This window comes from Pseudobdellovibrio sp. HCB154 (genome assembly GCF_046267985.1).
Taxonomy (GTDB): Bacteria; Bdellovibrionota; Bdellovibrionia; order Bdellovibrionales; family Bdellovibrionaceae; genus Pseudobdellovibrio.
On sequence record NZ_CP176530.1, the window covers coordinates 3,355,582 to 3,379,135 of the forward strand.

A 23,554-nucleotide genomic window follows, 5' to 3' on the forward strand; every position below is an offset into this window, starting at 1 on the left:
TCTGATGAAATTAGTAAACTTCGTGGTTGCCACGTTAATTTTTGGATCGGTTGCAGTAGCCGGCCCACTTGAAAAAGCAGTGATCGATAACGTTTCTAAAAATGTTATCTTGCAAACTTACGCCGACTTAGCAGCTAGATCGACTGATATGTTAGTTGCGGTAAAAAATCTTGAAGCAGCCCGCACGCAAGAAAACTTAGTTAAAGCGCAACAATCTTGGATTGCTGCACGTATTCCATGGGAAGCTTCTGAGTCTTTCTTATACGGCCCAGTTGATTCTTTAGGTATTGATCCAATGATCGACACTTGGCCATTAAGCCGTATCGATTTAGATTCAGTTTTAAACTCTGGTCAACAAATCACAACTGAATACGTAAGACCACTAGGTGTTAACCTTCAAGGTTTCCACACTTTAGAGTATCTTTTATTCGGTAACGGTATTGATTCAAACACAAAAGACATCGCAAGCTTTACGCAACAGCAATTCGACTACTTAATCGCTACAGCGACTTTGCAAGCTGAATATACTCACAAATTACACTACGCTTGGACTACTCAAGCTGATCCAGATGACGCTTCTATGCCTGGTTACATCGACGTTATTTCTAAACCAGGTTTAGACAACCCGATCTACTCTTCTGAGCAAGCTGTTATGTTTGAATACGTTAACGGTATCTTAGGTATCTTAGACGAAGTTGCTAACGGTAAATTATCTGATCCATTAGGTGGCGATATCGCTCATGCGAACGTTGAATTAGTTGAATCACCATACTCTTGGAATTCATTAGCGGATTTCGAAAATAACATCCGTAGCGTTTACAACATCTACACTGGCACTTACGGCACTCACAAAGGCGCTGGTCTTAAAGATGTTATCGCACAAACTAACCCTGAGTTAGCTAACCGTGTAGAGCAAAGAATTCTTCAAGCGATGCAAAAAATTAACAACATCGGTGGCGCTAATAACATGCCATACAACAAAGCCATCCTTAACGAACAAGGCCGCGCTCTAGCAACTGAAGCTATCAACGACCTTAACGGGCTTTTCCAATTAGTGGAAAGCGAAGTATTACCTCTATTCCAATAGGACTAGGACTATGACTATGAAGATTTCTTTATTACTCGCATTTATTTTCTTAAGTATTAACTCTCAAGCTGAAATTATTTTTGATGATAGTTACGTGTTACAAAGAAATCTTGGCGGCGAAGGTAGCTTCGTCGCTAACTTCGGCTCAGTAGTTTCTTTCAAACAACCGGTGACAACAATGTCACCGGAGTTACAAGAAAAACATATTACTGGTGACGGGTTATTTGAAAAAAACTTTTCTGATGACCCTAGCCGTTCAGATTATGGCTTAGGCCCAGCCTACAACAATATTAGCTGCGCTAGCTGCCATATCCGCGATGGCCGCGGCTCTTTACCTGTTGTGAACAATAACACTTGGACAAAATTAGGCCAAAACGAAGCGCTTTTTTTAAGAATCAGTATCGAACCTAAAGTAAATGCGTATGTAGCAAATGCATTACACGGAGAACCTCTTCCTGTTCCCGGCTACTCAACTCAGTTATTCCATTTAGGAAGTTATCATTTACGTAAAAATGCACCTAACGTCGGACAAGCTGAAGTTTGGATGAAATATGAATATTCAAATTTTACTTACCCCGACGGACAAGTGGTAAAACTTAAAAAACCTGTTTTTGAAATTAGAAATCCTTACGATCTATCAACAGATGAATCGGGCCAAGCAACAAGTCGTATTTATCAAAGCGACGTTCGTATGGGGCCTCGCATGACTCCTCCGATGATCGGCTTAGGTTTACTTGAAGCTATCGAACAAAAAGATATTTTAGCTTTAGCTGATCGTGATTTATCAGCTTGGGGTGTTAAAGGCCGTCCAAACTGGGTTTACGATGTTGAAAAGCAAAAAAATAATTTCGTAAACGTGTACAGCATGGGTCGCTTTGGTTTAAAAGCCAACACGCCGTCGGTATTACATCAAGGTTTAGGTGCATTCCGTGGTGACATGGGTGTGACTAACTCTTTCTTTCCCGAAGAAAGTATTGCGGGAACACCGTTAATCGAAAGTATTCTTCCAACACTTAAAAAAGAAGTGAACATCAGCGATGAAGACGCTTTAAATGTTGTGTTCTACTCACAAACTTTAGCAGTACCAAGCCGTCGCCAAGGTTACTTAGAAGCTGACATTATCTCTGGTGGTAAAACATTTAAAACTGTGGGGTGTGCTAACTGCCACCAACCAGAATTTGTAACAGGTAAACATTCAATCGAAGCCTTAAGCTATCAACGAATTGCTCCGTACACGGATTTATTACTGCATGATATGGGTGAAGGTTTATCTGATAACCGTCGTGATTTCCAAGCCTCGGGCCGCGACTGGAGAACTCGTGCACTTTGGGGTATTGGTTTAACAAAAACAATTAACGCCCGTGGCGGTTTTTTACATGACGGACGTGCAGCTACGATTGAAGAAGCTATTTTATGGCACGGTGGCGAGGCGCAAATGAGCCGTGATAAATTTGCCGCTCTTCCCGCTGCAGCACGTACTGAAGTTATTAAATTTGTGAACTCTCTATAATTGGTAAGGAAAAACTTTATGCTATTATCGTTATTATTATTTTCTAATTTGGCTTTTGCAGAAGATCCAACCTTTAAAATTGAACTTAAAAATAGAACTATGAATCCAAGTGTTTTAGAGGTTCCTGCAAATACCGCATTTACAATTGAAGTTGTAAACACAGACAACACCGCTGAAGAGTTTGAAAGCAATTCTTTAAAGATCGAAAAAATTATTCCACCAAAACGTACGGCTAAATTTAAAGTTAAGCCGTTAACGTCTGGTGAATACGATATCTTTGGCGAATTCCACATGGACACTTGCCAAGGTAAAATCATCGTTAAATAACTTTTATTCGGCTTCGCCGAAATGAGGGCATATGAACTGGACAACATTTTCTATCGTCTTACGCGAAAGCTTAGAAGCTCTTTTAATCATCGGCATCTTAACTTCGGTTTTGAAAAAAGATGAAGCCACGACTAAAAAGCACTGGATGTTTTTAATTTTTGGTGTGCTTGCTGGCATTTTTGTAAGTATTGCGCTGGGCACTTCAATCATGTTTATTCCAGATGCCGTTTCTGAATCAACTATGAATTATATTGATGTTGGTTTTCCACTGGTGGCCGGATTAATGATTATTCATGTTATGTGGTGGATGCATAAAAACGCTAAAAATTTAAAATCTGACTTAACTGAAAAAGTTGAAAATGCTTTAAACAAGCAGAGTTTAATTAGCTTAAGTTTAATTGCTTTCCTAGCCGTAGCCCGTGAAGGTTTAGAAACAGTGTTATTTTTAAGTGGCGAATTGATTGAAGCTACAGCGAATAAGTTAGTGAATTTATCGCTACAAATCGCTTTAGCGGTTGTTGTTTCTTATGTAATTTATGTTTTATTGCAAAAGACTTTAGGAAAACTTCACTACAAATGGTTTTTCAGAGTAACTAATGTATTGCTATTTGCCGCTGCCGTGCAGTTGATCTACACCGCATACAGTAAATACCAAGCTTTAGCGTAAACTAATTAGTAATCTAAGTTTTGCTGAGAATAGCCCGTGTATTGCGGGTTATTTTTTTGGTTCAAACGTTGGTTTTCAGATTCAAGAACGCGAACTAATGTGCGAAGATCTGTGATTTCTTCTTTTAACGAAACAATTTGTTCTTCTTTTTCTTGTAACACTTGCGTGTAGGCTTTTTTCAGATCCGTTAATAAACGGTTGGCTGCGGTGATCACGGATTCACCTTCCGCCTTTTGATGCGCTTCCATAACTGCTGAAGAATCACTCTTTAGGGAGGGGCGATGGGCCTCAACAGTTGGGTTGCTCATTCTATTTTCGACAGTTGTTGTTGTTGTAGCTGTCGGGTCTGTGTCGAAAATAAAATATTTTCCGTCTTCCAAGCGGTATTGAATGTCCTCAGCCTTAATCCGACGTCTTAACGTGGAAATACTCACTTTATGTTTCATTGAGTATTCAGCTAAAGGTAACCACATTCTTTAGGCCTCCTGGTGACTATTCAAGCCTAGCACAGCCGAAAGGCTTGTCAAACAAGGATTCTAGACTTTTTTCATTCCAGACTTTTGACGTGGATACCCAAAGATTTGCGTCATTTTTTAAGCAAAAACCGTGAGTAGTCACGACTTTGGTGGGGTTTACACTAGACCTTGATCGTGCTTAACTAGGCTTATGTCGGTGAATATTCACGATAAGAAAAAGATTGCCTTAGTATTAAGTGGTGGCGGAATTAAAGCGGCCGCCTTTCATATTGGCGTCTGCTTAGCGCTGAAAGAAAAGGGATTTGTCTTTGAAGGCGGAACAAAAGAGTCCGTGCAAATCCGTAATACCAAGGGCCCAAAGATTCAAACTTATGTTGGTTCCAGTGCTGGCGCTTTCGTTAGTGCCGTTCTTGCTTCAGGCCGATCAATCGAATCGTTAATTACAGCCTTTCAAGTGGGCGCCGGTGATTCGCCGTTTTATGCCGTACCCGAAGAAGAAAACTTAAAACCTATCGGCTACCGCCACATGTTTAATATTAACAGTGCCCGTATCTTAAGTTTTTTACCTGAAACCTTATTTCGTAAATCGATGTTAACGGGTGGTATTGAGGTCTTTTTAAAAGAAGGTTTCAAATTAAACGGTTTATTTAACACCAACGGAATTGAACGTTATCTACGCAAATATGTTTTAGATGAAAATGAGTTTTCACGTTTAGGGGTCGAGCTTTATATCATCGCAACCCAGCTGAACCATTCCCGCAAGGTGGTTTTTGGTAATTATCTGGAAAACAGTAAAGATGAAAACGCCTTATACCTTGGAACTTCAAAAGTTTCAGAGGCGGTCGCGGCCTCAACTGCTCTTCCGCCGGTTTTTGCACCCTACCCGATTACTTTACCTGATTATAAAAAAGAGATTTATCTCTACGACGGAGAAATTCGCGACACTTTAAGTACGCACGTGGCTGCTGATCATGGTGCTGATTTAATTATCGCTTCTTATTCGATGCAGCCTTATCACTACGCCGAAGAAATGGGTTCGTTACATAAATACGGCATTCCGGCGATTGTAAACCAAGCGCTTTATCAGGTTTTAGAACAAAAAGTGGCTCGTTCGATTCAATATCAAGATCAAAAGAAAAAACTCTACGGCGAGCTTAAAAAAATCTGCGCCACTGAGGGAGTATCTTCTGAGTTAACGAATAAAATCTTAGGTTCTATCGAAAAGAATTTAGTCTTTAAGCCCGAAGTCGATTACGTCTACATCGCGCCCCGCCCTCAGAACTATGAAATGTTTTTTGCTGACCACTTCTCTTTAAACCCTGAAATCCTAGAAAAAATTCTGTGGATTGGGTTTAAATCGGGGTTAAGCACTTTACGTCATCTGTAAAACCTGTGTACGCCCTAGTCTTATAAAACTCACCTCTATTTGGAGCACTTCTCGCATTGTATTTCTTCATCTCGCGAAGGAGTCTGCCATGAAAAAGTTAGCTCTATTTTTTGTCTCATTTTGGGTCACTGTTTCAGCCCACGCTGAGTGCGACAGCTATCTTAAACTTCCGCAAGAAAATCCGCGCAAAGCTAAACTATTTCAAAAAGACTGTGAAATTCAAGACCGTTACGGCAAAGTTAGAAGTTATTTTGCTGAAATCGGAATTAATGTCGCTGATTTGGCCGAATACCGCTTACTTCGTTTTGTTGATCGCACAAGTTATGAAAATGCCCGCCAAATAGAAATGCTGCCCTCATTTATTTATAAGCCGGCTCCAACGACATGGGAAGTTTGGGATTCTGGTATCCGCTCTTTATTCGGTGATGATGATTTATCTTTTGTTCTTTTTAAAACCGGTGGCTTTGACTCGCGCGGTTTGGGTTACGATCATTTAAATTTTTCAAACTTTAATGCTGTCTTATTAAAAAATTCCAAAGGCGATATCAGCCGCAATCATTTAGCGGGAATTAAAGATTCTAATTCTACTCCAGGAGATTACCGTCATCGTGGCGATGGCCAGGTAGGTTGGACAGCGTATAACTCTGGACCGAAAGATCAAGTGCCTGCGGCCCAGGAATCTATGCGTGAAGCGCAAGCCTTGTGGGAATCTTTGATCGGTGCAAAATTTTCTGATGTCGTCGAAAAATATAATGGCAAAGCTTCAGCTCAAGCCTCGTTTGCCGTGAACATGACAGTTTCTTCTCGTGGTACCGATAAATATTTCGTGGGCTTTGCTTCAAGTGATATGGTTCCTTTGCAGATTTCTTGGTTAAATAGTTTCATCAAAGCAAATATTGAACTTTACCGTGCTGGTAAACCCGTTATGCCGCCTATTGAGTTTTCAGCATTAGTGCAAAAGTGGTTAGTGACGATTCATCCTTTTTCTGATGGTAACGGAAGAACTTCGCGTGCTGCCCAGGATATGATTTTGGCTAATTTTAAAATGCCGTATGCGCCTGGCGGTGATTTACAAAATGATGTGCTTGAAACATTCGATAGATACGTTGATCAAACGTACTACGTGATCGAAACAATGGTGCGAAGATTAGAAAATTGCGCTGAAGAATATCGCCAGAAAAAAGAAAAACCGTCCTATGGCTGTAGAACGGTTCAATCTATGGAGCAAAAACACCCCTGGAACAATAAGTTTAAAAACTTAGATGCGGTTAAAATTAACCCAAGCTTTTTTCAACAAGGTCAAATAAAGGACCCGAGAATAAGCCTACCAAAATAATAATGAAGGCACATACGTACACAGTCACAGTAGTTGCGTGTAATGAGTGGTCAGCTACATCAGCTTCGCCATCTTTCATGTACATAACAACGATTGGGCGTAAGTAGTAGTAAACGCTGATGACAGAGTTTAAAACACCCCATAAAGCTAACCACAATAAACCTTCGTTAACCGCAGCGCTGAATAGGTAGAACTTACCGAAGAAACCAAGTGCTGGTGGAATACCTGCTAACGATAACATAAAGATCGTTAAGCACATTGCTAAGGCTGGTTGGTTTTTCGCAAAACCTGCTAAATCATCAGTATTAACCACAGCGTTTTCAGAACGCTCGATTAAAGAAACAACCGCAAAAGCACCTAACGTCATAATACTGTAAGCGAATAAGTAAAACATTACGCTTGAAGCAGAGTACGCCGAGTTTTGGCTGATACCTGAAGTGATTAAGCCTACTAATAGATACCCTGAGTGAGCTACTGAAGAGTACGCTAGCATACGCTTAAAGTTATTTTGCATAATCGCAGCCACGTTACCCACAGTCATAGTGATAACTGCTAACCACTGCATAACATCAAATAAGTTTTGTGAACCTACTAATGTTTGAGTTGCGATAACACGTAAGAACGCTGCAAAAGAAACCGCTTTTACCGCTGTAGCCATGAAAGAAGTTACCGGAGTTGGAGCTCCTTGGTAAACATCTGGCGCCCAAGCATGGAATGGAGCGATTGAAACTTTAAAGCAAAAGCCTAAAATTACAAACACGATACCGAATAAGAATAATTTATTCGTTTTAACTAAAGTCGCTGCTGATTGCATAAAGTCAGTGATATTCACTGAACCAGACGAACCGAACACGAAAGAAACTCCGTATAAGAAAATCGCCGAAGCAAAAGAACCTAATACAAAGTATTTCATCGCGGCTTCTTTAGAGATTTTTTGTTCGTGTGACATCGCGATCATTAAGTAAAGCGATAACGACATTAGCTCTAAACCGATAAACACAGTAATTAAGTTAACGGCCGCAACTAAGATAATCATTCCCAGCACTGAATTTAACGCTAAGAAAATTAATTCAGAGAATTGTTTGCCGCGTGTCGCTGGGTTTTCATACATCATCACTAATGCACCCGCTGAAGCGATAATCGCTAACAACGAAGACCACTGAGTTAAACCATCAAATAATAACTGGTTATTAAATGCTGTTTTATCAGAACCACCGAACACTAATAATAAGCCTGCTGTTAAACCTAAACCGATTAACGCGATCACGATTGTAGCTGCTGGGTTTTGTTCAGAGTTTCCACGTAAAGTTTTAATCGTTAATGGAATTAAGCTGAATAAGAACAATACGATTAACGGTGAAGCTAATAAAACGTCTGTAAGACCTACTGTGATATTCATATTATTTCACCTCTAACGTGTAGTTGTGTTTATTTGAAATTAAGTGATCAACACTCTTTTTCGAATAATCCATAAAGTGGTTCGGGAAAATACCCATCCAGAAAATTAAGATAATTAGCGGAGTCATAACAACCCACTCACGTACACTTAAATCATGCAATGCATGTTCTTTATCTTCTTCAGCGTGAGTAACGATTTCACCCTTAGGGCCGAAGAATACACGTTTAACCATCCATAACATGTAAGCCGCACCTAAGATTACGCCCAATACAGAAATACCAGCTGCAATCGGAGAATATTGGAAAGAACCCATTAAGATTAAGAACTCACCGATAAAACCGTTTGTTAACGGAACCGCGATTGAAGACATTGTTACGATCACAAACATAATTGTGAAAATAGGAAGTGCACTTGCTAATCCGCCGTATTTAGCGATCATGCGCGAATGCGTACGTTCGTAAATCATGCCGATAAGAAGGAATAACGCGCCTGTTGAAATCCCGTGATTTAACATTTGGTATAAAGCACCGTTTACACCGTATTGATTCATCACAAAAATTCCTAAGATCACATAACCCATGTGAGAAACTGAAGAGTAAGCTACTAATTTTTTCACATCCGGTTGTACCATCGCAACCAAAGCGCCGTACACGATACCGATCACACCAAGAGCTACGAAGAACCACGCAAAGTGTTCAGCGGCTTCTGGAAATAATGGAATCACCCAACGCAAATAACAAAACGTACCCATTTTTAACATCACACCAGCAAGAACGACTGAGCCAGGCGTTGGAGCTTCAACGTGGGCATCGGGTAACCATGTATGTAATGGGAAAAGTGGAACTTTGATGGCAAACGCTAAAGCGAAAGCAAAGAAAAGTAATGTTTGCGCTGTAAAGAATTCGCCAGCTACAAACGGAATTTGTAACTTATAGAAATCAAGTAAGCTTGCAGAGATTGATCCGCCAGTCACTTCTGGAGTTAGGCGCATTAAGAAGATAATCGCTAACAACATTAAGACTGAGCCCGCCATCGTGTAGATGAAGAACTTGATTGTGGCGTAAATTCTGCGAGCACCACCCCAAATACCAACGATAAAATACATTGGAACAAGAGATAATTCCCAGAATACGTAGAATAAAACCGCATCCATCGCCAAGAAAGAACCCATCATTGCAGTTTGTAAAACAAATAGTGCAACGTGAAAGCCCTTAACTCTTTCAGAGATTGAAGTCCAAGATCCCAAGATAATGATCGGAGTTAAGAATGTAGTCAGCATGATTAACATCAAGCTAATACCGTCAATACCGATAAAGTATGAAATCCCGAAACGCGGAACCCAAGCGTACTGCTCAACCATTTGTAAAGCCGCAGAATTTGCATCGAAGTTTCTTAAAATCGCAAGCGACGCTAAGAATTCAATTAATGAAAACCCTAAAGCTAAATGACGAATTGTGCTTTTTTGTGGCCATAAAGCCAAAACAAGCGCGAAAACCAGTGGTAAAAATAAAACGACCGATAACAACATTTACTACCTCATCAACACAAATGTTAGAACCACAACCACACCTAAGCCGATGTACATTGCGTATTGTTGCATGTTTCCAGTTTGGAATGAGCGAGCTAACGAGCCTGCTCCTTTAGTCATATCACTGATCACATGAGTTGTTTTATCGATGAAGTTCACATCGATATACATCCATAAATTTTGCGATTGTTTTACTAGCGGGTTAATGATTCCAGCAAAGTAAGCTTCATCAACGTAGTATTTGTTATCCACGGCTTTGTACACAGGACCAAGCGCTTTTGCAATTTGCTCATTAGTGCCTTTGCCATTTGTGTAGATACGGAAAGCCGCAAATGCAGAAATTAACGCTAATGTTACCGACGTGCCCATTAAAGCAAATTCCTCAGAAACAGAGTGCTCACCAGCAACTTCTGGTAATTTACGAATAACTGGTTCTAACCAATGTTCCCAGTAATTTGGAATATGGCCTAAGTATTCAGAGATCGCGTGCGGAACACCGATAAAACCGCCAATTACAGATAAGATAGCTAAAACGATTAATGGAATAGTCATGATCCATGGAGATTCATGTGGATGAACTTCTTTTGGAACACGAGATTTACCCCAGAAAGTTAGCGCCATTAAACGAGTCATATAGAACGCCGTTAACGTGGCACCTAATGCGCCCGCAACCCACAAGAAAACACTGCCGCGCGCTGAAGAGTAAGCAAACCATAAGATTTCATCCTTAGAGAAGAAGCCTGAGAAGAACGGAAATCCGATAATAGCTAACCAACCCATTACGAAAGTAAAGTGAGTGATTGGTAAATATTTTTTAAGACCACCCATTAATCTGATATCTTGCTCACCTTCCATAGCATGGATCACCGAGCCAGAACCTAAGAACATTAACGCTTTAAAAAAAGCGTGAGTCATTAAGTGCATCATGCCGGCGCCAAAAGCACCAACACCTACAGCCAAGAACATGTAACCAAGCTGAGATACTGTCGAGTAAGCTAAAACTTTTTTGATATCATATTGAGTTAAACCAATTGTTGCAGCCATCACCGCTGTGATCGCCCCAACAATAGCGATAACCATCATTGTATTTGGAGCCGCTACGAACATTGGGTTTAAACGCACGATCATGTAAACGCCCGCAGTTACCATCGTCGCCGCATGGATTAATGCAGATACTGGAGTTGGACCCGCCATCGCGTCTGGTAACCATACATAAAGTGGAACCTGTGCTGATTTACCAGTTGCACCGATAAATAACATTAATGTTCCAAGAGTTGCAGCACCTAACCAGCTTGCTTCAACAGTTGTTGGAGCTAAAGCGTTTAGTTCAAACATATTTAATGTGCCAAACGAGAAGAATAAGATGAACATACCGATAATGAAAGCGGCATCACCAATACGGTTTGTGATAAAGGCTTTCATGCCCGCTGCTGCTTTGGCTGCATCAGAGAACCAGAAACCGATTAATAAGTAAGAGCAAAGACCTACGCCTTCCCAACCTACGAACATCGTTAATAATGAATCGCCCAAAACTAAGATTAACATGTTGAACACGAAAAGATTTAAATACGCGAAGTATTTTGTAACACCTTTATCGTGGTGCATGTAACCGATCGAGAATAAGTGAATTAAAGAACCTACGCCTGTGATGATTAAGATCATGATTGAAGAAATCTGATCCACAACAAAACCGGCATTTACTTTAAATCCGCCTACGGAAATCCATTCAAAGAAATTAGCTGTTAGACGTCTTTGTTCTGCCGGAGAGTCGATTAAATTCATCATCAACATCACTGAACAGATAAAAGAAATAAAAACCGCACCCGTTGCGATCGCGCCCGCTAAAACGTAGTTTTGCGACCGAAAGCGTGTACCGTTTAAAAGAAATCCCACAAAAGGGCTTAATAACAAAATTGCAATCAATGCTTGGTGGCTCATCTACATTACCCTTTCAAGTGCTCGAAGAATCTGATGTTAACTTCTTTGAAGCGTTTGAAGATTGAAACCGCTAGGGCTAAACCAACTGCTGCTTCAGCTGCGGCGATTGTCATAACGAAGAAAACCATGATTTGGCCTTCGATGTTGTTGTTGTATTTCGAAAACGCCACGAAGCTGATGTTCACCGCGTTTAACATTAACTCGATCGACATTAATAATACGATCAAGTTGCGGCGAAGAAGAACTCCGGCCATGCCCATCGAAAATAAAACAGCTGATAACACTAAGTAGTGCTCTAAGCCGATTGTTGTAAGAATATTAGTCTCTGGCATGTGTGCCCCCTCTGCTGCGTGATAACGCCACAGTTCCAACTGCGATTACTAAAAGAAGTACGCCTAGGGCTTCAAAGCCGAAAACGTTTTGTAAAAATAAGTTTTGTGCTAACGACATTGTGTTGTTGTCGTAAGTTTTTCCTGTTGCTGTTTCTGCTGCTTTAGAAACTTCGATAGCTTTGGTTCCTAAAGTGATCGCGCCAACAACTAAACCCGCTAAAATACCCACTGAGGCAATTTTGATAGCGCCTGTGATTTTACCACGAGTAAAAGCTTGGATTTCATGTTTTAAGTCGAAAAGCATTAGAACCATCACGAATAAAACCATGACCGCACCGGCGTAAACGATTAATTGAACGCCCGCTACGAAATAAGCTCCAAGTGTTACAAACAATGCCGACACGCCCACCATTGTCATCGCTAATGAAAGCGCTGAGTAAATCGGATTAGACATTAGAACTACAGATAGTCCTGCACACACAGTTACAAGAGCTAAAAACCAAAATAAAATTGCATCTGTCACAAATTCCTACTTTCTTAGAACGCAAATTGCGTAGCTGCAAAGATAACGATTGAAGTTAAGATCGTGTTCGCTAATGCCCAAGGAAGCATTGTTTTCCAACCAAGATCCATTAATTGGTCATATCTGAAACGCGGTAAAGTCCAACGAACATGGATAAAGATCCAAAGCAAGATTAAGAACTTCACGTTGTACATTAGAAAGTGAGCTACCGTTGAAGCGATGTTAGCACCGTCAACTGAAAGTCCAAAAGTCGTCATTAACCAGTCGTGAACACCTTGAACAGTTGTGTATGGAATATTGTAACCGCCCAAGAAGAATGTCGCAAATAAACCAGAAGCGATCATCATGTGGCCGTACTCACCGATGAAGAACATTAACATCTTGAATCCACCGTACTCGGTGTGGAAGCCGGCCACAAGCTCAGCTTCGCCCTCTGCTAAGTCGAACGGTAGACGATTTGATTCAGCAAACGCCGAAGCAAAGAAAATTAAAGCGCCTAGTGGTTGATAGAAAATACCCCAGTTAGGTAAGAAATGAGCCGTAAACGTGCTACCAAAACCTGTGAAAGTTAAAGCGCCCTGTTGCTGAGCAATCATATCAGAAAGATTAAACGTTCCGTACGTCATGATAACGCCAACGATCGAAAGGCCAAGAGCTAATTCGTATGAAACGATTTGAGCTGCCGCGCGCATCGCACCCATTAAAGCAAATTTACTTCCTGAACCCCAGCCTGCCATCAAAATTGTATATGCCGCTAAAGACGAAACACCTAAAATGAAAACGATACCTACGTTAATTTCAAAACCTTGAATTAAGAACTTTGAATCACCAATGATCAGCGGAGTCGACATTGGAATCGCCATGTAAGCAATTGAAGCCGGAATTAAAGCGAAGATCGGAGCCGCGTAGAATAAATATTTGTTCCCTTTATCTGGTACGAAATCTTCTTTCGTTAAGAATTTAACCGCGTCTGCTAAAAGCTGTAATAAACCTAAAGGTCCAATACGGTTTGGTCCGAAACGATTTTGAATGAAAGCCGAACCACGACGCTCAACCCAAACTAAAATCGGAACAAGTTGAACCATCATTAAGAAAACTAAAACAGTTTTCACTAAGTTGATTGTAATTTCAAAAGGAGTACTTCCCATATCCATCATAAATTAGTTTCCTTTTCCTAGTCCCACTCAAGAGCTTTAGATTTGATTTCCCACCATAAACCGAAAATGAAAATCGCTAAGAAGATGATCATTGATCCGAATACGAATGGACCTGCGCCAGAGTGAATGAATTCTCTAAAGCCAACTGCCCATGGGTACATGAAAATAATTTCGATATCGAAAAGAATGAACAAGATCGCTGTTAAATAGAATTTAACAGAAATTTTAGTGTCCTTTTTTTCTTGTTCTGGAATACCACACTCGTAGATTTCCATTTTAGCGGCGCTAGTGCGTTTCGCACGGCCACCTGTCCAGCGCGCTAGGTAAATTAAAATTACCCCAAACACACCGATAAAAAGCGTGATAAAAATGATCCCACCTAAAGGCATCTTGCCTCCTTGTTCTTTTTGTTTTTTAACGAATAGTTTTAACTACTTAGTTATACAAAGCGTTCACTTAAAAACCAAATGAAAATTCACTTCTGGGCCGGGCTGAAAACTGTGCTGAAAATCCACCTAAAGATTGTTTGTCGACTCAGTTTTCTTGAGTGACGAAAGAATAATTTTTTGGCAACATCTTAAGCTCTTCGAAAAAATTATGATTCATATTTAGGAATCTGTAGCCGTGAATACTCAATATCAGCTGCGCTTAGAAGAAATTATTCTTCGAGCCGCCGGCAGAAAAAAAGAATTGTTCAATGTGGTTGGTACACAATCAACTGCGGCCATTTCATTTTTATTGTCTCAACATTTTACTACTAATTTCAACGGCTTGCCGATACTTGTCGTAGTTTCAAGTTTAGATGAAGCCGAGTTGTTTGCTAAACAAATAAGCTTTTTTTCAAACGAATTTCGCTGTCATATCTTAAAACATTTTGATGTTCAGCCCTATTCGGGACTTTATCCTTCGCCTTCATCATCGTGGGATCGTTCAAAATTTTTGTATTGGGCGAATCAACCAAACGCTGAAAAAAACAACATTTTTATTGCGCCTATTTCGGCGCTCCAGCAAAGGTCAGCCCCCTTTAATGAGTTTCAAAAAAGATGTCGTGCTATTAAATCCGGCGATGAGCTGCCAGCAAACTTAGCTGAGTACTTTCATGATTTAGGTTATCAGCCAGCTCCGGTTGTTGAAGACCGCGGTCAATACTCTATCCGCGGGGGTATCGTTGATATCTTTTCGGTGGCCGAAGAAAAGCCCATTCGTTTGGAGCTTTTTGGCGATCAAGTTGAAACGCTCAGATATTTTTCTAATATTTCGCAATTAAGTGAGGATGAAACTCGCGTTTTACATTTAGCTCCAGTATATGAATATGAATTAACTGACGATAATTTAGAATCGGTTGTTAAAAAATTTCGTAAACAATTAAATGATCGTCCGGTGCCGCATGCCGAGCGCGACGAGTTGCTGCGTGAATTAACACAAAAAACTTTATTTCCTGGCGCTGAATATTTACTTCCCTATTCTTATGACAGTTTAACTTCGCCGCTTGAACATTTTTCTTCAGGTTTAAATGTCGTCGTGGTTGACCCGGTTGAGGTAGCCAGAAAAGCTGATGAATTTTATCAAGAAGTTGTGAGTGATTATCGCGCTGCTGAAACAACTTTATTTAAACCAGAAGTTGAAGAACTTTATTTTTCGTTTGATAAAGTGATTTATCCTGAAGGTTCGCAAACTTTACAATTTTCTAATTTAGCTTTTTTAACTGATGAATCTTCACTCGAAGAGCGCATTGAATATAAATCAAGCCCACTGACTGAATTTACACAATTAGCCTACAACAAAACACCTGGGTCAACTGAGTGGATTTCAGCAGCTGCGCCGAAACTGCAAACTTGGCGTAAAGATAAATACAAAATTTTTATTTCTTTTAAAAACCAAACCCAACTTGATCGTCTGAAAAATCTTTTAGACCGCTTAGAGGTTGGTTTTGAAGTGGCTCCGGCCTCTGGTAATGCCAGTTATGACTGGGATAAGTGGCTAAGTTATTTAGATCAACCTAATCAGCCTGCGGTTTTAATTCCGCGTGATCTTGGCGAAACCGTGTTGCTCCACGAAGAACAAATTGTTTTTTTACGGGCTGATGATTTTTTTGGCCGCAAACAACGGGCTGCTTCGCAAAGTTCTTACGAAGAGTTTTCTAAAAATGCGAAACGTTTAAGTTTCGGTGATTTAAAGCCTAATGATTTAGTTGTTCACGTTAAGCACGGTATCGGCGTTTACGAAGGCTTAAAAATTATGAACGTAGCCGGCATTGAGTCTGAATTTATTCAGGTTGCGTACAAAGATAAAGACAAACTTTATCTTCCGGTTTATCGCGTAGGTCAGTTGCAAAAATTCTCAGGAGCTGCACAAACTACGATTTTAGACAAATTAGGCGGCGTAGGTTGGGAAAAAACCAAAACCAAAGTTAAAAAACATTTACGCGATATCGCCGCCGAACTTTTACAGCTTTATGCTAAGCGCGCCGAAATCACGCGTTTTCCACTACTATTAGATGAAATTAAGTACGGCCAATTTGAGCGTGCGTTTCCCTATGATGAAACCAACGATCAACTACGTGCGATTCATGAAATTCAAAAAGATTTTCACTCTGAACACCCGATGGATCGTTTAGTTTGTGGTGATGTGGGCTTTGGTAAAACTGAAGTTTCCATGCGTGCAGCCTTTCAAGCTGTGGCCAGTAAAAAACAGGTGGCTGTTCTTGCGCCAACAACCGTTTTAACTTTTCAACATTTAGAAACATTTAAAAAGCGTTTTGCTGGTTTTAATTATGAAATTAGATCTTTAAACCGTTTTGTTTCTACAGCGGATCAAAAGAAAACTCTAGCTGAGCTTAAAGACGGCAAAGTAGATATCTTAATCGGAACACATCGTTTATTAAGTAAAGATGTGGTCTTTAAAGATTTAGGTTTATTAATTATCGACGAAGAGCAAAAGTTTGGTGTTCTTCATAAAGAGAAAGTTAAAAAACTTAAAACCAACGTTGATACCTTAACATTGTCAGCAACGCCGATTCCAAGAACTTTAAATATGAGTTTTACAGGTGTTCGTGATTTATCAATCATCAACACGCCTCCGGTTGACCGCTTACCGACCAGAACTTTCGTTTCAAAATTTGATACAGAGCTAATTCGTAAAGGCATTACGGCAGAAATTGCTCGTGGTGGGCAAGTTTATTTTATTCATAACCGCGTACAATCTATTTACGGCATTGCGGATGAGTTACGACAAATCGTTCCCGATGCCAGAATGAAAGTGGCCCACGGCCAAATGGATGAAGAAGAATTAGAAGCAGCGATGCTGGCATTCTTTAATCACGAGATTGACGTTTTAATTTGTACGGCCATTGTTGAATCCGGCATGGACGTTCCACGTGCCAACACGATGTTTATCGATCAGGCGCATATGTTTGGCTTATCACAACTCTACCAATTACGTGGACGCGTTGGCCGCAGTAAGGCGCGCGCTTATTGTTATTTACTGATGCCTAAAGACAAACGTTTAGAAAAAGATGCGCAAGAGCGTTTAAAAATTATTCAAGATAATTCAGCGTTAGGTTCAGGAATCAAAATTGCGCAATACGATTTAGAACTTCGTGGTGCCGGAAATATTTTAGGTGATGATCAATCGGGTCACGTAAATAGTGTGGGCTATGAAATGTATATGGATCTGTTAAATGAAGCTTTGGCTGAAGCCAAAGGCGAAACTACGCCTGATCAAGAGCTTGATCCAGAAATTAATTTACGTATTCCTGCGCTTATTCCAGATGTTTACATTAAAGATATTCGTATTCGTTTAAGTTATTACAAAGCTTTAGCCGATATCAGATCGCAAGAAGACTTAGATCAAATCGAAAATGAACTTAAAGATCAGTTCGGTGAGTTGCCAGAACCGGTTGTGAATTTAATGGGTTTAATGCTCATTCGCAGACAATGTAAGAACCTTGGTGTTCGTGATATCAGTGCAGGGTTAAAAAATATTTCTTTAGTTTTCACTGAACAAACAAAATTAAAACCACAAACCGCTATTCAGCTGGCGATGCGTGAAAATAAAAAATATTCGATCACTCCAGATCAGCGTTTAAATGTGCGCATGAACACGATCACCTGGTCAGGTGTTTACGAAGAACTTCAGTACTTATTAAGTTTAGTGTAGTTATTGTTCGGGATAAACTACTTGAATATCGGCTAAGCGGTCTTTTTTGCCTTTTTTCACACGCGCTTTTTTGCCCGCCTTAATTGTTACAGGCTTTTGCTCATCAAAAACATAATCGCTGGCGGCTAAGTTTTCTTCTTTGCCAGAAGATTTTTTACGACTTTTTTTTAATTTAATAATGCGAACTTTAACCGAACCCTTATCAACAGAAATTTCTTCACCGTTAAGCTCAGCAATTTCCTGGCTCAGATCAACATTGTATTTCGTGCCTATTGGTGTAATGCCCACATGGTTGGTCACAACTTCAAACACGCCCTCTTGTGAGGGTTTGCATTCTTTTTCACGCTCCAAATGATTTGACGAAAAAGTCGCGCGGCCTGATTGCATTTGAAAACTGACACTACAGATTTTTTCATCCGATGATTTATTCAGCTCTAAAACTTTAAGCGTGGTCATCGGAAGAAGTTCAATCACCTGCCCGGTGCTCGGCAAAATAAGCTGTGCTTTGCCTGACTTAGAAGAAATTGTCATACCTGGTTTTACTTCTAAATTTTCATCGACAGAAATTTCTTCACCTTGTTTGTTGGTTACAGTTAACGAATCAGATCCATAAACAATCATTTTTGGAAGTTCTTTTGTCGCTGGCGCTTCTACTTGTTCCATCACCGAAAGCAAATCATTGGCTGACGAGGGTGCCCGCAAGCCACAGGCCACCGCCTCTGTTAGAGAGGATAAAATAACAATCACCGACACTAAAAATCGCATTTAATAAAACCCTTTAGAACTCGAGTTTAAGTCCCATGCCAAGGCCAGAGCTGGAAAGATTAGCCTCACTATCATCAGAGCCTAAGGCTCCTACTAATGGGTCAGGCTCTGCGTAAGCGGAGTAGCCAGTATAAAAAACATCTAAATAAGTATTCTCTAAACCTGAAGATCGCAAACCTTCGGCTGTCGTGCTTGGATCAATCCAGTTTTCAATCCAATTCAGCTGAAACAACACGCCCACTTTGTAATGCGCGTTTGGTTTGGCAATTAATGTTTCAACGATATTTTCTGAACCGTTGTAACTGTCTTCTTCCCATTCAAGCTGATGAACTCCGCCTTGCACATAAGGCACAATCCATGGCTCTGATGTTAAGTTATCTAGTGCAAAATTTAAATCAAGCTTCGTGATCTTTACGTTTACACCATCAAGATTTTGATTTTCATTTGAGTAGGTTCCCATGCCATAACCAAAAAGGGCCGACATCGAACCTAAAGAAAAATTATATTTCACACCAATTTCAGCGCTAATGACTGGAATTGGTTCGCCATCAGAAATTTCTTCGTAACTTTTATTTTGAATTACAGAAACGTGTTCTTCTGGGTAGTAACGCTCGTAGTTTACAGAAAAAAGTGCACCGAAATCTTTACGACGATTTTTATATGAATCGGTTAAATCTTGTTTGCTTTCAACGATGATTTCGTCGCCCCCTAAAGGCTCAGAATAATCTTGTGCAAACGCAAAAACGCTCAAGTTTGTAACCGCAAAGATAAGACAGGCTCTTAAGAGTGAATTCATATCTTTTTCATTCTAGCTCTATTCGATTCTAGCTGTTGACCGTTTGTTTAAAATAGCGCGAATTTCTCTTAAAAAGAGGACGAAAGTTTTAGGACCTTTGTCTGCAACACCACTGTCAAACTTTTAGACGCTGACTTTTGGTGTCTCATTGTAAATCACTTAACCGGATTTTTGCTGTCATCTCTAATTTAGGCCTTCCTATGTGGAATGTTTATCGCAAACCCTCTGAACATAACTTGTCGGGAGAACGTTTATGCCATTGCGTCCGTCGAAATTAAAATTGTTTTTTGCTGCGCTTATTTCATCGCAGCTTTTGGTGTCTGCTGCCATGGCCGCTTCAGATGACATTATCATTAGCGCAGTCGGTGATGTGATGATGGGCACCAACTATCCTGATGAAAGCATGTTGCCTCCGGATAATGGTTTCGGGTTATTTGATCCGGCGAAACAATGGATTCAAGCAGCCGATGTGCGTTTTGCAAATCTAGAAGGAACTTTATTCGACGGCGAACCTCAACCCGATGGAAAAAAACCAGGACCGAATCGTTATTTATTTAAAACTCCAACAGCTATGGGCCAACGTTTAATCGACGCTGGATTTAATGTGATCTCTTTGGCGAATAACCACGTCAAAGACTTCGGACAAGCTGGAATTCAATCCACGAAAGCAACGCTGGCAACGCTTGGCTTACAGTACTCTTCTAAGGCTGGCGAAGTCGCTTTACTTTCTGCTAAGGGAAACAAGATCGCCTTGATTGCCACAGATTTTTACGCGGGTAAAAGAAGTATCACTAACCCGATTGCTGTGTACGAAGAAATTCGTAAATTAAAAAAAGAAGGCTATATCGTTTTAGTTTCATCGCATGTAGGTGGCGAAGGTTCAACTCACGTTTCACTTAATGGAACAGAAATGTATCTTGGCGAAAACCGCGGTGATTCGGTCAAGTTCGCACGCACGGCGATTGATTCAGGCGCAGATTCGATCATCATGCACGGTCCACACGTGCCACGCGCTCTTGAGCTTTATAATAAGAAATTAATTATCTATAGCTTGGGAAATTTTTTAACCGGCCGAGGCATCAGCACGAATGGCACTTCGGGACAAGCTCCGTTGATTCGTTATCAAATTAACCGTAACGGCGAATTTATCGGTGGACAAATTGTTTCATTTATTCAAAAAAAAGGGCCACACAGAATTGAAGTGGATAAACAGGCTGGCGCCCTAAAGACGATTTACAACATGACTCAGGAGCAATTTAACGGCGGCGGTTTGTCGTTTGAGAAAAACGGAATTATTCGCTCAGCTGACTCTAACGCCTTACCTTAAATTTTAGATACAAAAAAACCAAGGCTTTTAACCTTGGTTTTTAATTTTAAGAATTTGCGCTCTTAAATTAGTGGTGACGAATATTTTCGTTCACTAAGTTAATGCCCTCTTGAGCTTTTTTCGCGTCCTTTAAAGTCTCTTCAAACTGAGCATCAGTTAAAGATTCTTTAGTTAATTTCGCGTTAGCTGCTGCCACTTGGGCTTTAGCTGCTTCTTCAGAGATCTCTTCTTTTAATTGAATTGATTCTGTAAGGATGTTTACGCCTTCAGGATTTACTTCACAGTAGCCAGAGCTGATAACGGCTTTAAAAGTCGAACCAGTTTCTTTAACTTTGAATTTTAAAATCCCAGTGCCAAGGTTAGCAATCATCGGAACGTGCCCAGGTAAAATATCAACTTCACCTGAGATCGTTGGGATAACGGCTTCTGTGATCTCTTGATCAACAACAACCTTTTTTTCCGGAGTTAATAAGTTTAATTTAAACATATTGTTCCTTTTAATTAGCTGGGGATTAACCCGCAGCTAATTTTTTCGCTTTTTCTACAGCTTCTTCGATAGTACCAACCATGTAGAACGCTTGTTCTGGCATAGCATCATGTTTACCATCTAAGATTTCGCGGAATGAACGAACAGTGTCTTTAATATCAACGTATTTACCAGTTAAACCAGTGAATTGCTCAGCAACGAAGAATGGTTGAGCCAAGAAACGTTGTACACGACGTGCGCGCAATACAACTAACTTATCTTCTTCAGATAACTCGTCCATACCTAAGATCGCGATGATATCTTGTAACTCTTTGTAACGTTGTAATAACGCTTGAACGTCACGCGCTGTTTTATAGTGCGCTTCGCCTACTACTAAAGGATCTAAGATACGAGAAGTAGAAGTTAACGGATGTACCGCTGGGAAGATCGCTTGAGCGGCGATATCACGGTCTAAGTTCGTTGTAGCATCTAAGTGAGTGAACGTAGTTGCTGGAGCTGGATCCGTATAGTCATCGGCTGGTACGTATACCGCTTGAACTGAAGTGATCGAACCGTTTTTAGTAGAAGTAATACGTTCCTGCATCACACCCATCTCAGTTGCTAATGTAGGTTGGTAACCTACCGCAGAAGGGATACGACCTAATAACGCTGATACTTCGGCACCCGCTTGAGTAAAGCGGAAGATGTTATCAACGAAGAAAAGAACGTCTTGTTTTTCAACGTCACGGAAGTATTCCGCAATAGTTAAACCAGTTAAAGCAACGCGTGCACGTGCTCCAGGAGGTTCATTCATTTGACCGAACACAAGCGCCGTTTTTTCGATAACGCCTGATTCTTTCATTTCCATCCACAAGTCATTACCTTCACGTGTACGCTCGCCTACGCCAGCGAATACAGAGAAACCACCGTGCTCAGTAGCGATGTTACGGATTAATTCTTGGATAAGAACTGTTTTACCTACGCCGGCACCACCGAATAAACCGATTTTACCACCTTTTACGTATGGAGCTAATAAGTCTACGACTTTGATACCCGTCATTAACATCTCTGCAGATGTTGCTTGGTCTTCAAACTTTGGAGCCGCTCTGTGGATTGGCCATTGTTCTTTAGTTTTTACCGGACCAGCTTCATCGATTGGCTCACCAACTACGTTGATGATACGGCCTAATACTTCGCGGCCAACTGGTGCAGTGATCATGTTACCAGTGTATTGAACTTCAGTTCCACGAACTAAACCTTCAGTAGAGTCCATAGAGATCGTACGAACAGTGTTGTCACCTAAGTGCTGTGCTGTTTCTAATACTAAGTTGAATGCTTTATCAGAGATGAATTTATTTGTTACGCGTAATGCGCCGTTGATTGGTGGTAGTTCTGCGCCGTCAAATTCAACGTCAACAACCGCTCCCGTAACCTGTTTTACTTTACCTTTTAACATATTTATTTCCTCTTAATCTTTATCTATTTAAAAAATTATTTAATTGCTTCGGCACCAGATACGATCTCTGTTAACTCTGTAGTGATCTTTTCTTGACGAGCTTTGTTGTACGTCAGAGTTAATTTGTTGATCATTTCTTTCGCGTTGTTAGTCGCATTTTCCATAGCAGACATACGAGCACCATGCTCAGACGCTACTGATTCAGACATTGCTTTATAAACCGATAAGTTAAAGTGCTTTTTTAATAACTCTTCAACGATCGCTTCTGGAGATGGATCAAAGATGATGTCTTTAGAAAATTGAGAGCCCTCTGCATCGAAAGAAGTTTGTTCAACTTGAATCGGAAGAAGAGTTTCACAAGTTACAACTTGAGAGATCGCCGAATGGAACTCATTGTAAACTAAACGAATTTCATCGTAGCTGCCATCAAGGTAGTGATTAATTAATTTTTCAGCGACACCCTTAGCTAAATCGTAAGAAATATCTTTATCTAACTTGAAGTAAGTTTCGATAGATTTAACACCACGTTTAGAAAAGAAATCGTCACCGCGTTTACCGATAAAGAAAAAATCTAATTTTTCTAATTTAGGTGCGTTTTCAGCACGGTATTTATCAGCGAACTTGATAATATTTGTATTAAAGCCACCACAAAGACCGCGGTCCGAAGTTAAAACAACAAGTAAAACTTTTTTTACAGAGTCTTTTGCTGTCATCAACGGATGAGTCACTTTTTGAGTTGCCGTAATGTTGGCGATAACTTTTTTCAAAGTTACCGCATACGGTCTCATATTTGTGATGTTGTGTTGTGCACGACGTAGTTTCGCCGCAGATACCAGCTTCATCGCTTTCGTGATTTGCTGAGTATTCTTTGTCGAATCAATTCGCATGCGAATGTCTTTTAAACTTGCCATCTAAGCCC

At 40.4% G+C, this 23,554-nt stretch carries 21 protein-coding genes; 8 read left to right on the forward strand and 13 right to left on the reverse strand.

Translation table 11 applies throughout. From position 1 onward, the window contains the following. The first annotated feature begins 4 nt into the window (after window positions 1–4). From ACKWCF_RS15955 to ACKWCF_RS15970, 4 genes are read left to right on the forward strand one after another with little or no spacing between them, the layout of a single operon-like run. Complete coding sequence (locus ACKWCF_RS15955; RefSeq protein WP_409478603.1) at window positions 5–1,087, forward strand: imelysin family protein; 1,083 nt, start codon at window positions 5–7, stop codon at window positions 1,085–1,087. 16 nt (window positions 1,088–1,103) lie between these two features. Continuing rightward, window positions 1,104–2,597: a di-heme oxidoredictase family protein gene (locus tag ACKWCF_RS15960; RefSeq protein ID WP_409478604.1), complete on the forward strand. Its 1,494-nt coding sequence runs from the start codon at window positions 1,104–1,106 to the stop codon at window positions 2,595–2,597. 18 nt (window positions 2,598–2,615) lie between these two features. Continuing rightward, a complete protein-coding gene (locus tag ACKWCF_RS15965; protein ID WP_409478605.1) occupies window positions 2,616–2,924 on the forward strand; it encodes a cupredoxin domain-containing protein in 309 nt (102 codons plus the stop codon). Window positions 2,925–2,955: 31 nt separating this feature from the next. Then, window positions 2,956–3,591, forward strand: coding sequence for an FTR1 family protein (locus tag ACKWCF_RS15970; protein WP_409478606.1), 636 nt, complete (start codon window positions 2,956–2,958; stop codon window positions 3,589–3,591). 5 nt (window positions 3,592–3,596) lie between these two features. Here the strand turns inward: ACKWCF_RS15970 and ACKWCF_RS15975 are convergent, their stop codons facing one another. Continuing rightward, window positions 3,597–4,064, reverse strand: coding sequence for a hypothetical protein (locus tag ACKWCF_RS15975; RefSeq protein ID WP_409478607.1), 468 nt, complete (start codon window positions 4,062–4,064; stop codon window positions 3,597–3,599). 193 nt (window positions 4,065–4,257) lie between these two features. Here ACKWCF_RS15975 and ACKWCF_RS15980 point away from each other — a divergent pair, with 193 nt between their 5' ends. Both ACKWCF_RS15980 and ACKWCF_RS15985 read left to right on the forward strand, forming a co-directional pair. After that, window positions 4,258–5,454, forward strand: coding sequence for a patatin-like phospholipase family protein (locus tag ACKWCF_RS15980; RefSeq protein ID WP_409478608.1), 1,197 nt, complete (start codon window positions 4,258–4,260; stop codon window positions 5,452–5,454). Between the two features lie 88 nt (window positions 5,455–5,542). Further along, window positions 5,543–6,790 (forward strand): Fic family protein, encoded by a 1,248-nt coding sequence (locus ACKWCF_RS15985; protein ID WP_409478609.1) that lies wholly within the window; start codon window positions 5,543–5,545, stop codon window positions 6,788–6,790. Here the strand turns inward: ACKWCF_RS15985 and ACKWCF_RS15990 are convergent. The 7 genes from ACKWCF_RS15990 to ACKWCF_RS16020 are packed head-to-tail and all read right to left on the reverse strand — an operon-like array spanning window position 6,729 to window position 14,056. Then, window positions 6,729–8,189, reverse strand: coding sequence for an NADH-quinone oxidoreductase subunit N (locus tag ACKWCF_RS15990; RefSeq protein ID WP_409478610.1), 1,461 nt, complete (start codon window positions 8,187–8,189; stop codon window positions 6,729–6,731). The two genes, ACKWCF_RS15985 and ACKWCF_RS15990, sit on opposite strands and share 62 nt — an antisense overlap. 1 nt (window position 8,190) lies before the next feature. Further along, on the reverse strand, window positions 8,191–9,717 hold the full coding sequence (locus tag ACKWCF_RS15995; RefSeq protein WP_409478611.1) for a NuoM family protein: 1,527 nt from the start codon (window positions 9,715–9,717) through the stop codon (window positions 8,191–8,193). A gap of 3 nt (window positions 9,718–9,720) precedes the next feature. Beyond that, a complete protein-coding gene (nuoL, locus tag ACKWCF_RS16000) occupies window positions 9,721–11,655 on the reverse strand; it encodes an NADH-quinone oxidoreductase subunit L (RefSeq protein ID WP_409478612.1) in 1,935 nt (644 codons plus the stop codon). A gap of 5 nt (window positions 11,656–11,660) precedes the next feature. Beyond that, the gene (gene nuoK / locus ACKWCF_RS16005) at window positions 11,661–11,987 is read right to left on the reverse strand and encodes an NADH-quinone oxidoreductase subunit NuoK (RefSeq protein ID WP_409478613.1); all 327 of its coding nucleotides are present in this window, start codon (window positions 11,985–11,987) and stop codon (window positions 11,661–11,663) included. Then, on the reverse strand, window positions 11,974–12,510 hold the full coding sequence (locus ACKWCF_RS16010) for an NADH-quinone oxidoreductase subunit J (protein WP_409478614.1): 537 nt from the start codon (window positions 12,508–12,510) through the stop codon (window positions 11,974–11,976). The genes nuoK and ACKWCF_RS16010 overlap by 14 nt, the downstream gene beginning before the upstream one ends. A gap of 14 nt (window positions 12,511–12,524) precedes the next feature. Then, a complete protein-coding gene (locus ACKWCF_RS16015; RefSeq protein ID WP_409478615.1) occupies window positions 12,525–13,667 on the reverse strand; it encodes a complex I subunit 1/NuoH family protein in 1,143 nt (380 codons plus the stop codon). 17 nt (window positions 13,668–13,684) lie between these two features. Then, complete coding sequence (locus ACKWCF_RS16020) at window positions 13,685–14,056, reverse strand: NADH-quinone oxidoreductase subunit A (RefSeq protein WP_409478616.1); 372 nt, start codon at window positions 14,054–14,056, stop codon at window positions 13,685–13,687. Between the two features lie 235 nt (window positions 14,057–14,291). Here ACKWCF_RS16020 and mfd point away from each other — a divergent pair, with 235 nt between their 5' ends. Then, window positions 14,292–17,825 (forward strand): transcription-repair coupling factor, encoded by a 3,534-nt coding sequence (mfd, locus tag ACKWCF_RS16025; RefSeq protein WP_409478617.1) that lies wholly within the window; start codon window positions 14,292–14,294, stop codon window positions 17,823–17,825. Here mfd and ACKWCF_RS16030 read toward each other — a convergent pair whose 3' ends face one another. Beyond that, on the reverse strand, window positions 17,826–18,590 hold the full coding sequence (locus tag ACKWCF_RS16030) for a hypothetical protein (RefSeq protein WP_409478618.1): 765 nt from the start codon (window positions 18,588–18,590) through the stop codon (window positions 17,826–17,828). It lies immediately after the preceding gene. A 13-nt stretch (window positions 18,591–18,603) separates the two neighbouring features. Beyond that, window positions 18,604–19,386, reverse strand: coding sequence for a hypothetical protein (locus tag ACKWCF_RS16035; RefSeq protein ID WP_409478619.1), 783 nt, complete (start codon window positions 19,384–19,386; stop codon window positions 18,604–18,606). Window positions 19,387–19,639: 253 nt separating this feature from the next. Between ACKWCF_RS16035 and ACKWCF_RS16040 the strand changes: the two genes are divergently transcribed. Further along, window positions 19,640–20,713 carry a CapA family protein gene (locus ACKWCF_RS16040; RefSeq protein WP_409478620.1) on the forward strand — a complete coding sequence of 358 codons (1,074 nt, stop codon included), beginning with the start codon at window positions 19,640–19,642 and terminating at the stop codon, window positions 20,711–20,713. Between the two features lie 67 nt (window positions 20,714–20,780). On the opposite strand, the gene atpC is transcribed toward ACKWCF_RS16040, so the two are convergent. The 3 genes from atpC to atpG are packed head-to-tail and all read right to left on the reverse strand — an operon-like array spanning window position 20,781 to window position 23,546. Further along, entirely contained in the window at window positions 20,781–21,200 is a 420-nt protein-coding gene (gene atpC / locus ACKWCF_RS16045) for an ATP synthase F1 subunit epsilon (protein WP_409478621.1), read from the reverse strand. 25 nt (window positions 21,201–21,225) lie between these two features. Beyond that, window positions 21,226–22,635, reverse strand: a complete 1,410-nt coding sequence (gene atpD, locus ACKWCF_RS16050) for a F0F1 ATP synthase subunit beta (RefSeq protein ID WP_409478622.1) — start codon at window positions 22,633–22,635, stop codon at window positions 21,226–21,228. A gap of 35 nt (window positions 22,636–22,670) precedes the next feature. Continuing rightward, window positions 22,671–23,546, reverse strand: a complete 876-nt coding sequence (gene atpG / locus ACKWCF_RS16055; protein WP_409478623.1) for an ATP synthase F1 subunit gamma — start codon at window positions 23,544–23,546, stop codon at window positions 22,671–22,673. Window positions 23,547–23,554 lie beyond the last annotated feature (8 nt).

Excerpts from the sequence above, each read along its gene's own strand:
- ACKWCF_RS15955 (WP_409478603.1), top strand. The coding sequence starts at position 5 with ATGAAATTAGTAAACTTCGTGGTTGCCACGTTAATTTTTGGATCGGTT.
- ACKWCF_RS15960 (WP_409478604.1), top strand. The coding sequence starts at position 1,104 with ATGAAGATTTCTTTATTACTCGCATTTATTTTCTTAAGTATTAACTCT.
- ACKWCF_RS15965 (WP_409478605.1), top strand. The coding sequence starts at position 2,616 with ATGCTATTATCGTTATTATTATTTTCTAATTTGGCTTTTGCAGAAGAT.
- ACKWCF_RS15970 (WP_409478606.1), top strand. The coding sequence starts at position 2,956 with ATGAACTGGACAACATTTTCTATCGTCTTACGCGAAAGCTTAGAAGCT.
- ACKWCF_RS15975 (WP_409478607.1), bottom strand. The coding sequence starts at position 4,064 with ATGTGGTTACCTTTAGCTGAATACTCAATGAAACATAAAGTGAGTATT.
- ACKWCF_RS15980 (WP_409478608.1), top strand. The coding sequence starts at position 4,258 with ATGTCGGTGAATATTCACGATAAGAAAAAGATTGCCTTAGTATTAAGT.
- ACKWCF_RS15985 (WP_409478609.1), top strand. The coding sequence starts at position 5,543 with ATGAAAAAGTTAGCTCTATTTTTTGTCTCATTTTGGGTCACTGTTTCA.
- ACKWCF_RS15990 (WP_409478610.1), bottom strand. The coding sequence starts at position 8,189 with ATGAATATCACAGTAGGTCTTACAGACGTTTTATTAGCTTCACCGTTA.
- ACKWCF_RS15995 (WP_409478611.1), bottom strand. The coding sequence starts at position 9,717 with ATGTTGTTATCGGTCGTTTTATTTTTACCACTGGTTTTCGCGCTTGTT.
- nuoL (WP_409478612.1), bottom strand. The coding sequence starts at position 11,655 with ATGAGCCACCAAGCATTGATTGCAATTTTGTTATTAAGCCCTTTTGTG.
- nuoK (WP_409478613.1), bottom strand. The coding sequence starts at position 11,987 with ATGCCAGAGACTAATATTCTTACAACAATCGGCTTAGAGCACTACTTA.
- ACKWCF_RS16015 (WP_409478615.1), bottom strand. The coding sequence starts at position 13,667 with ATGATGGATATGGGAAGTACTCCTTTTGAAATTACAATCAACTTAGTG.
- ACKWCF_RS16020 (WP_409478616.1), bottom strand. The coding sequence starts at position 14,056 with ATGCCTTTAGGTGGGATCATTTTTATCACGCTTTTTATCGGTGTGTTT.
- ACKWCF_RS16030 (WP_409478618.1), bottom strand. The coding sequence starts at position 18,590 with ATGCGATTTTTAGTGTCGGTGATTGTTATTTTATCCTCTCTAACAGAG.
- ACKWCF_RS16035 (WP_409478619.1), bottom strand. The coding sequence starts at position 19,386 with ATGAATTCACTCTTAAGAGCCTGTCTTATCTTTGCGGTTACAAACTTG.
- ACKWCF_RS16040 (WP_409478620.1), top strand. The coding sequence starts at position 19,640 with ATGCCATTGCGTCCGTCGAAATTAAAATTGTTTTTTGCTGCGCTTATT.
- atpC (WP_409478621.1), bottom strand. The coding sequence starts at position 21,200 with ATGTTTAAATTAAACTTATTAACTCCGGAAAAAAAGGTTGTTGTTGAT.
- atpD (WP_409478622.1), bottom strand. The coding sequence starts at position 22,635 with ATGTTAAAAGGTAAAGTAAAACAGGTTACGGGAGCGGTTGTTGACGTT.
- atpG (WP_409478623.1), bottom strand. The coding sequence starts at position 23,546 with ATGGCAAGTTTAAAAGACATTCGCATGCGAATTGATTCGACAAAGAAT.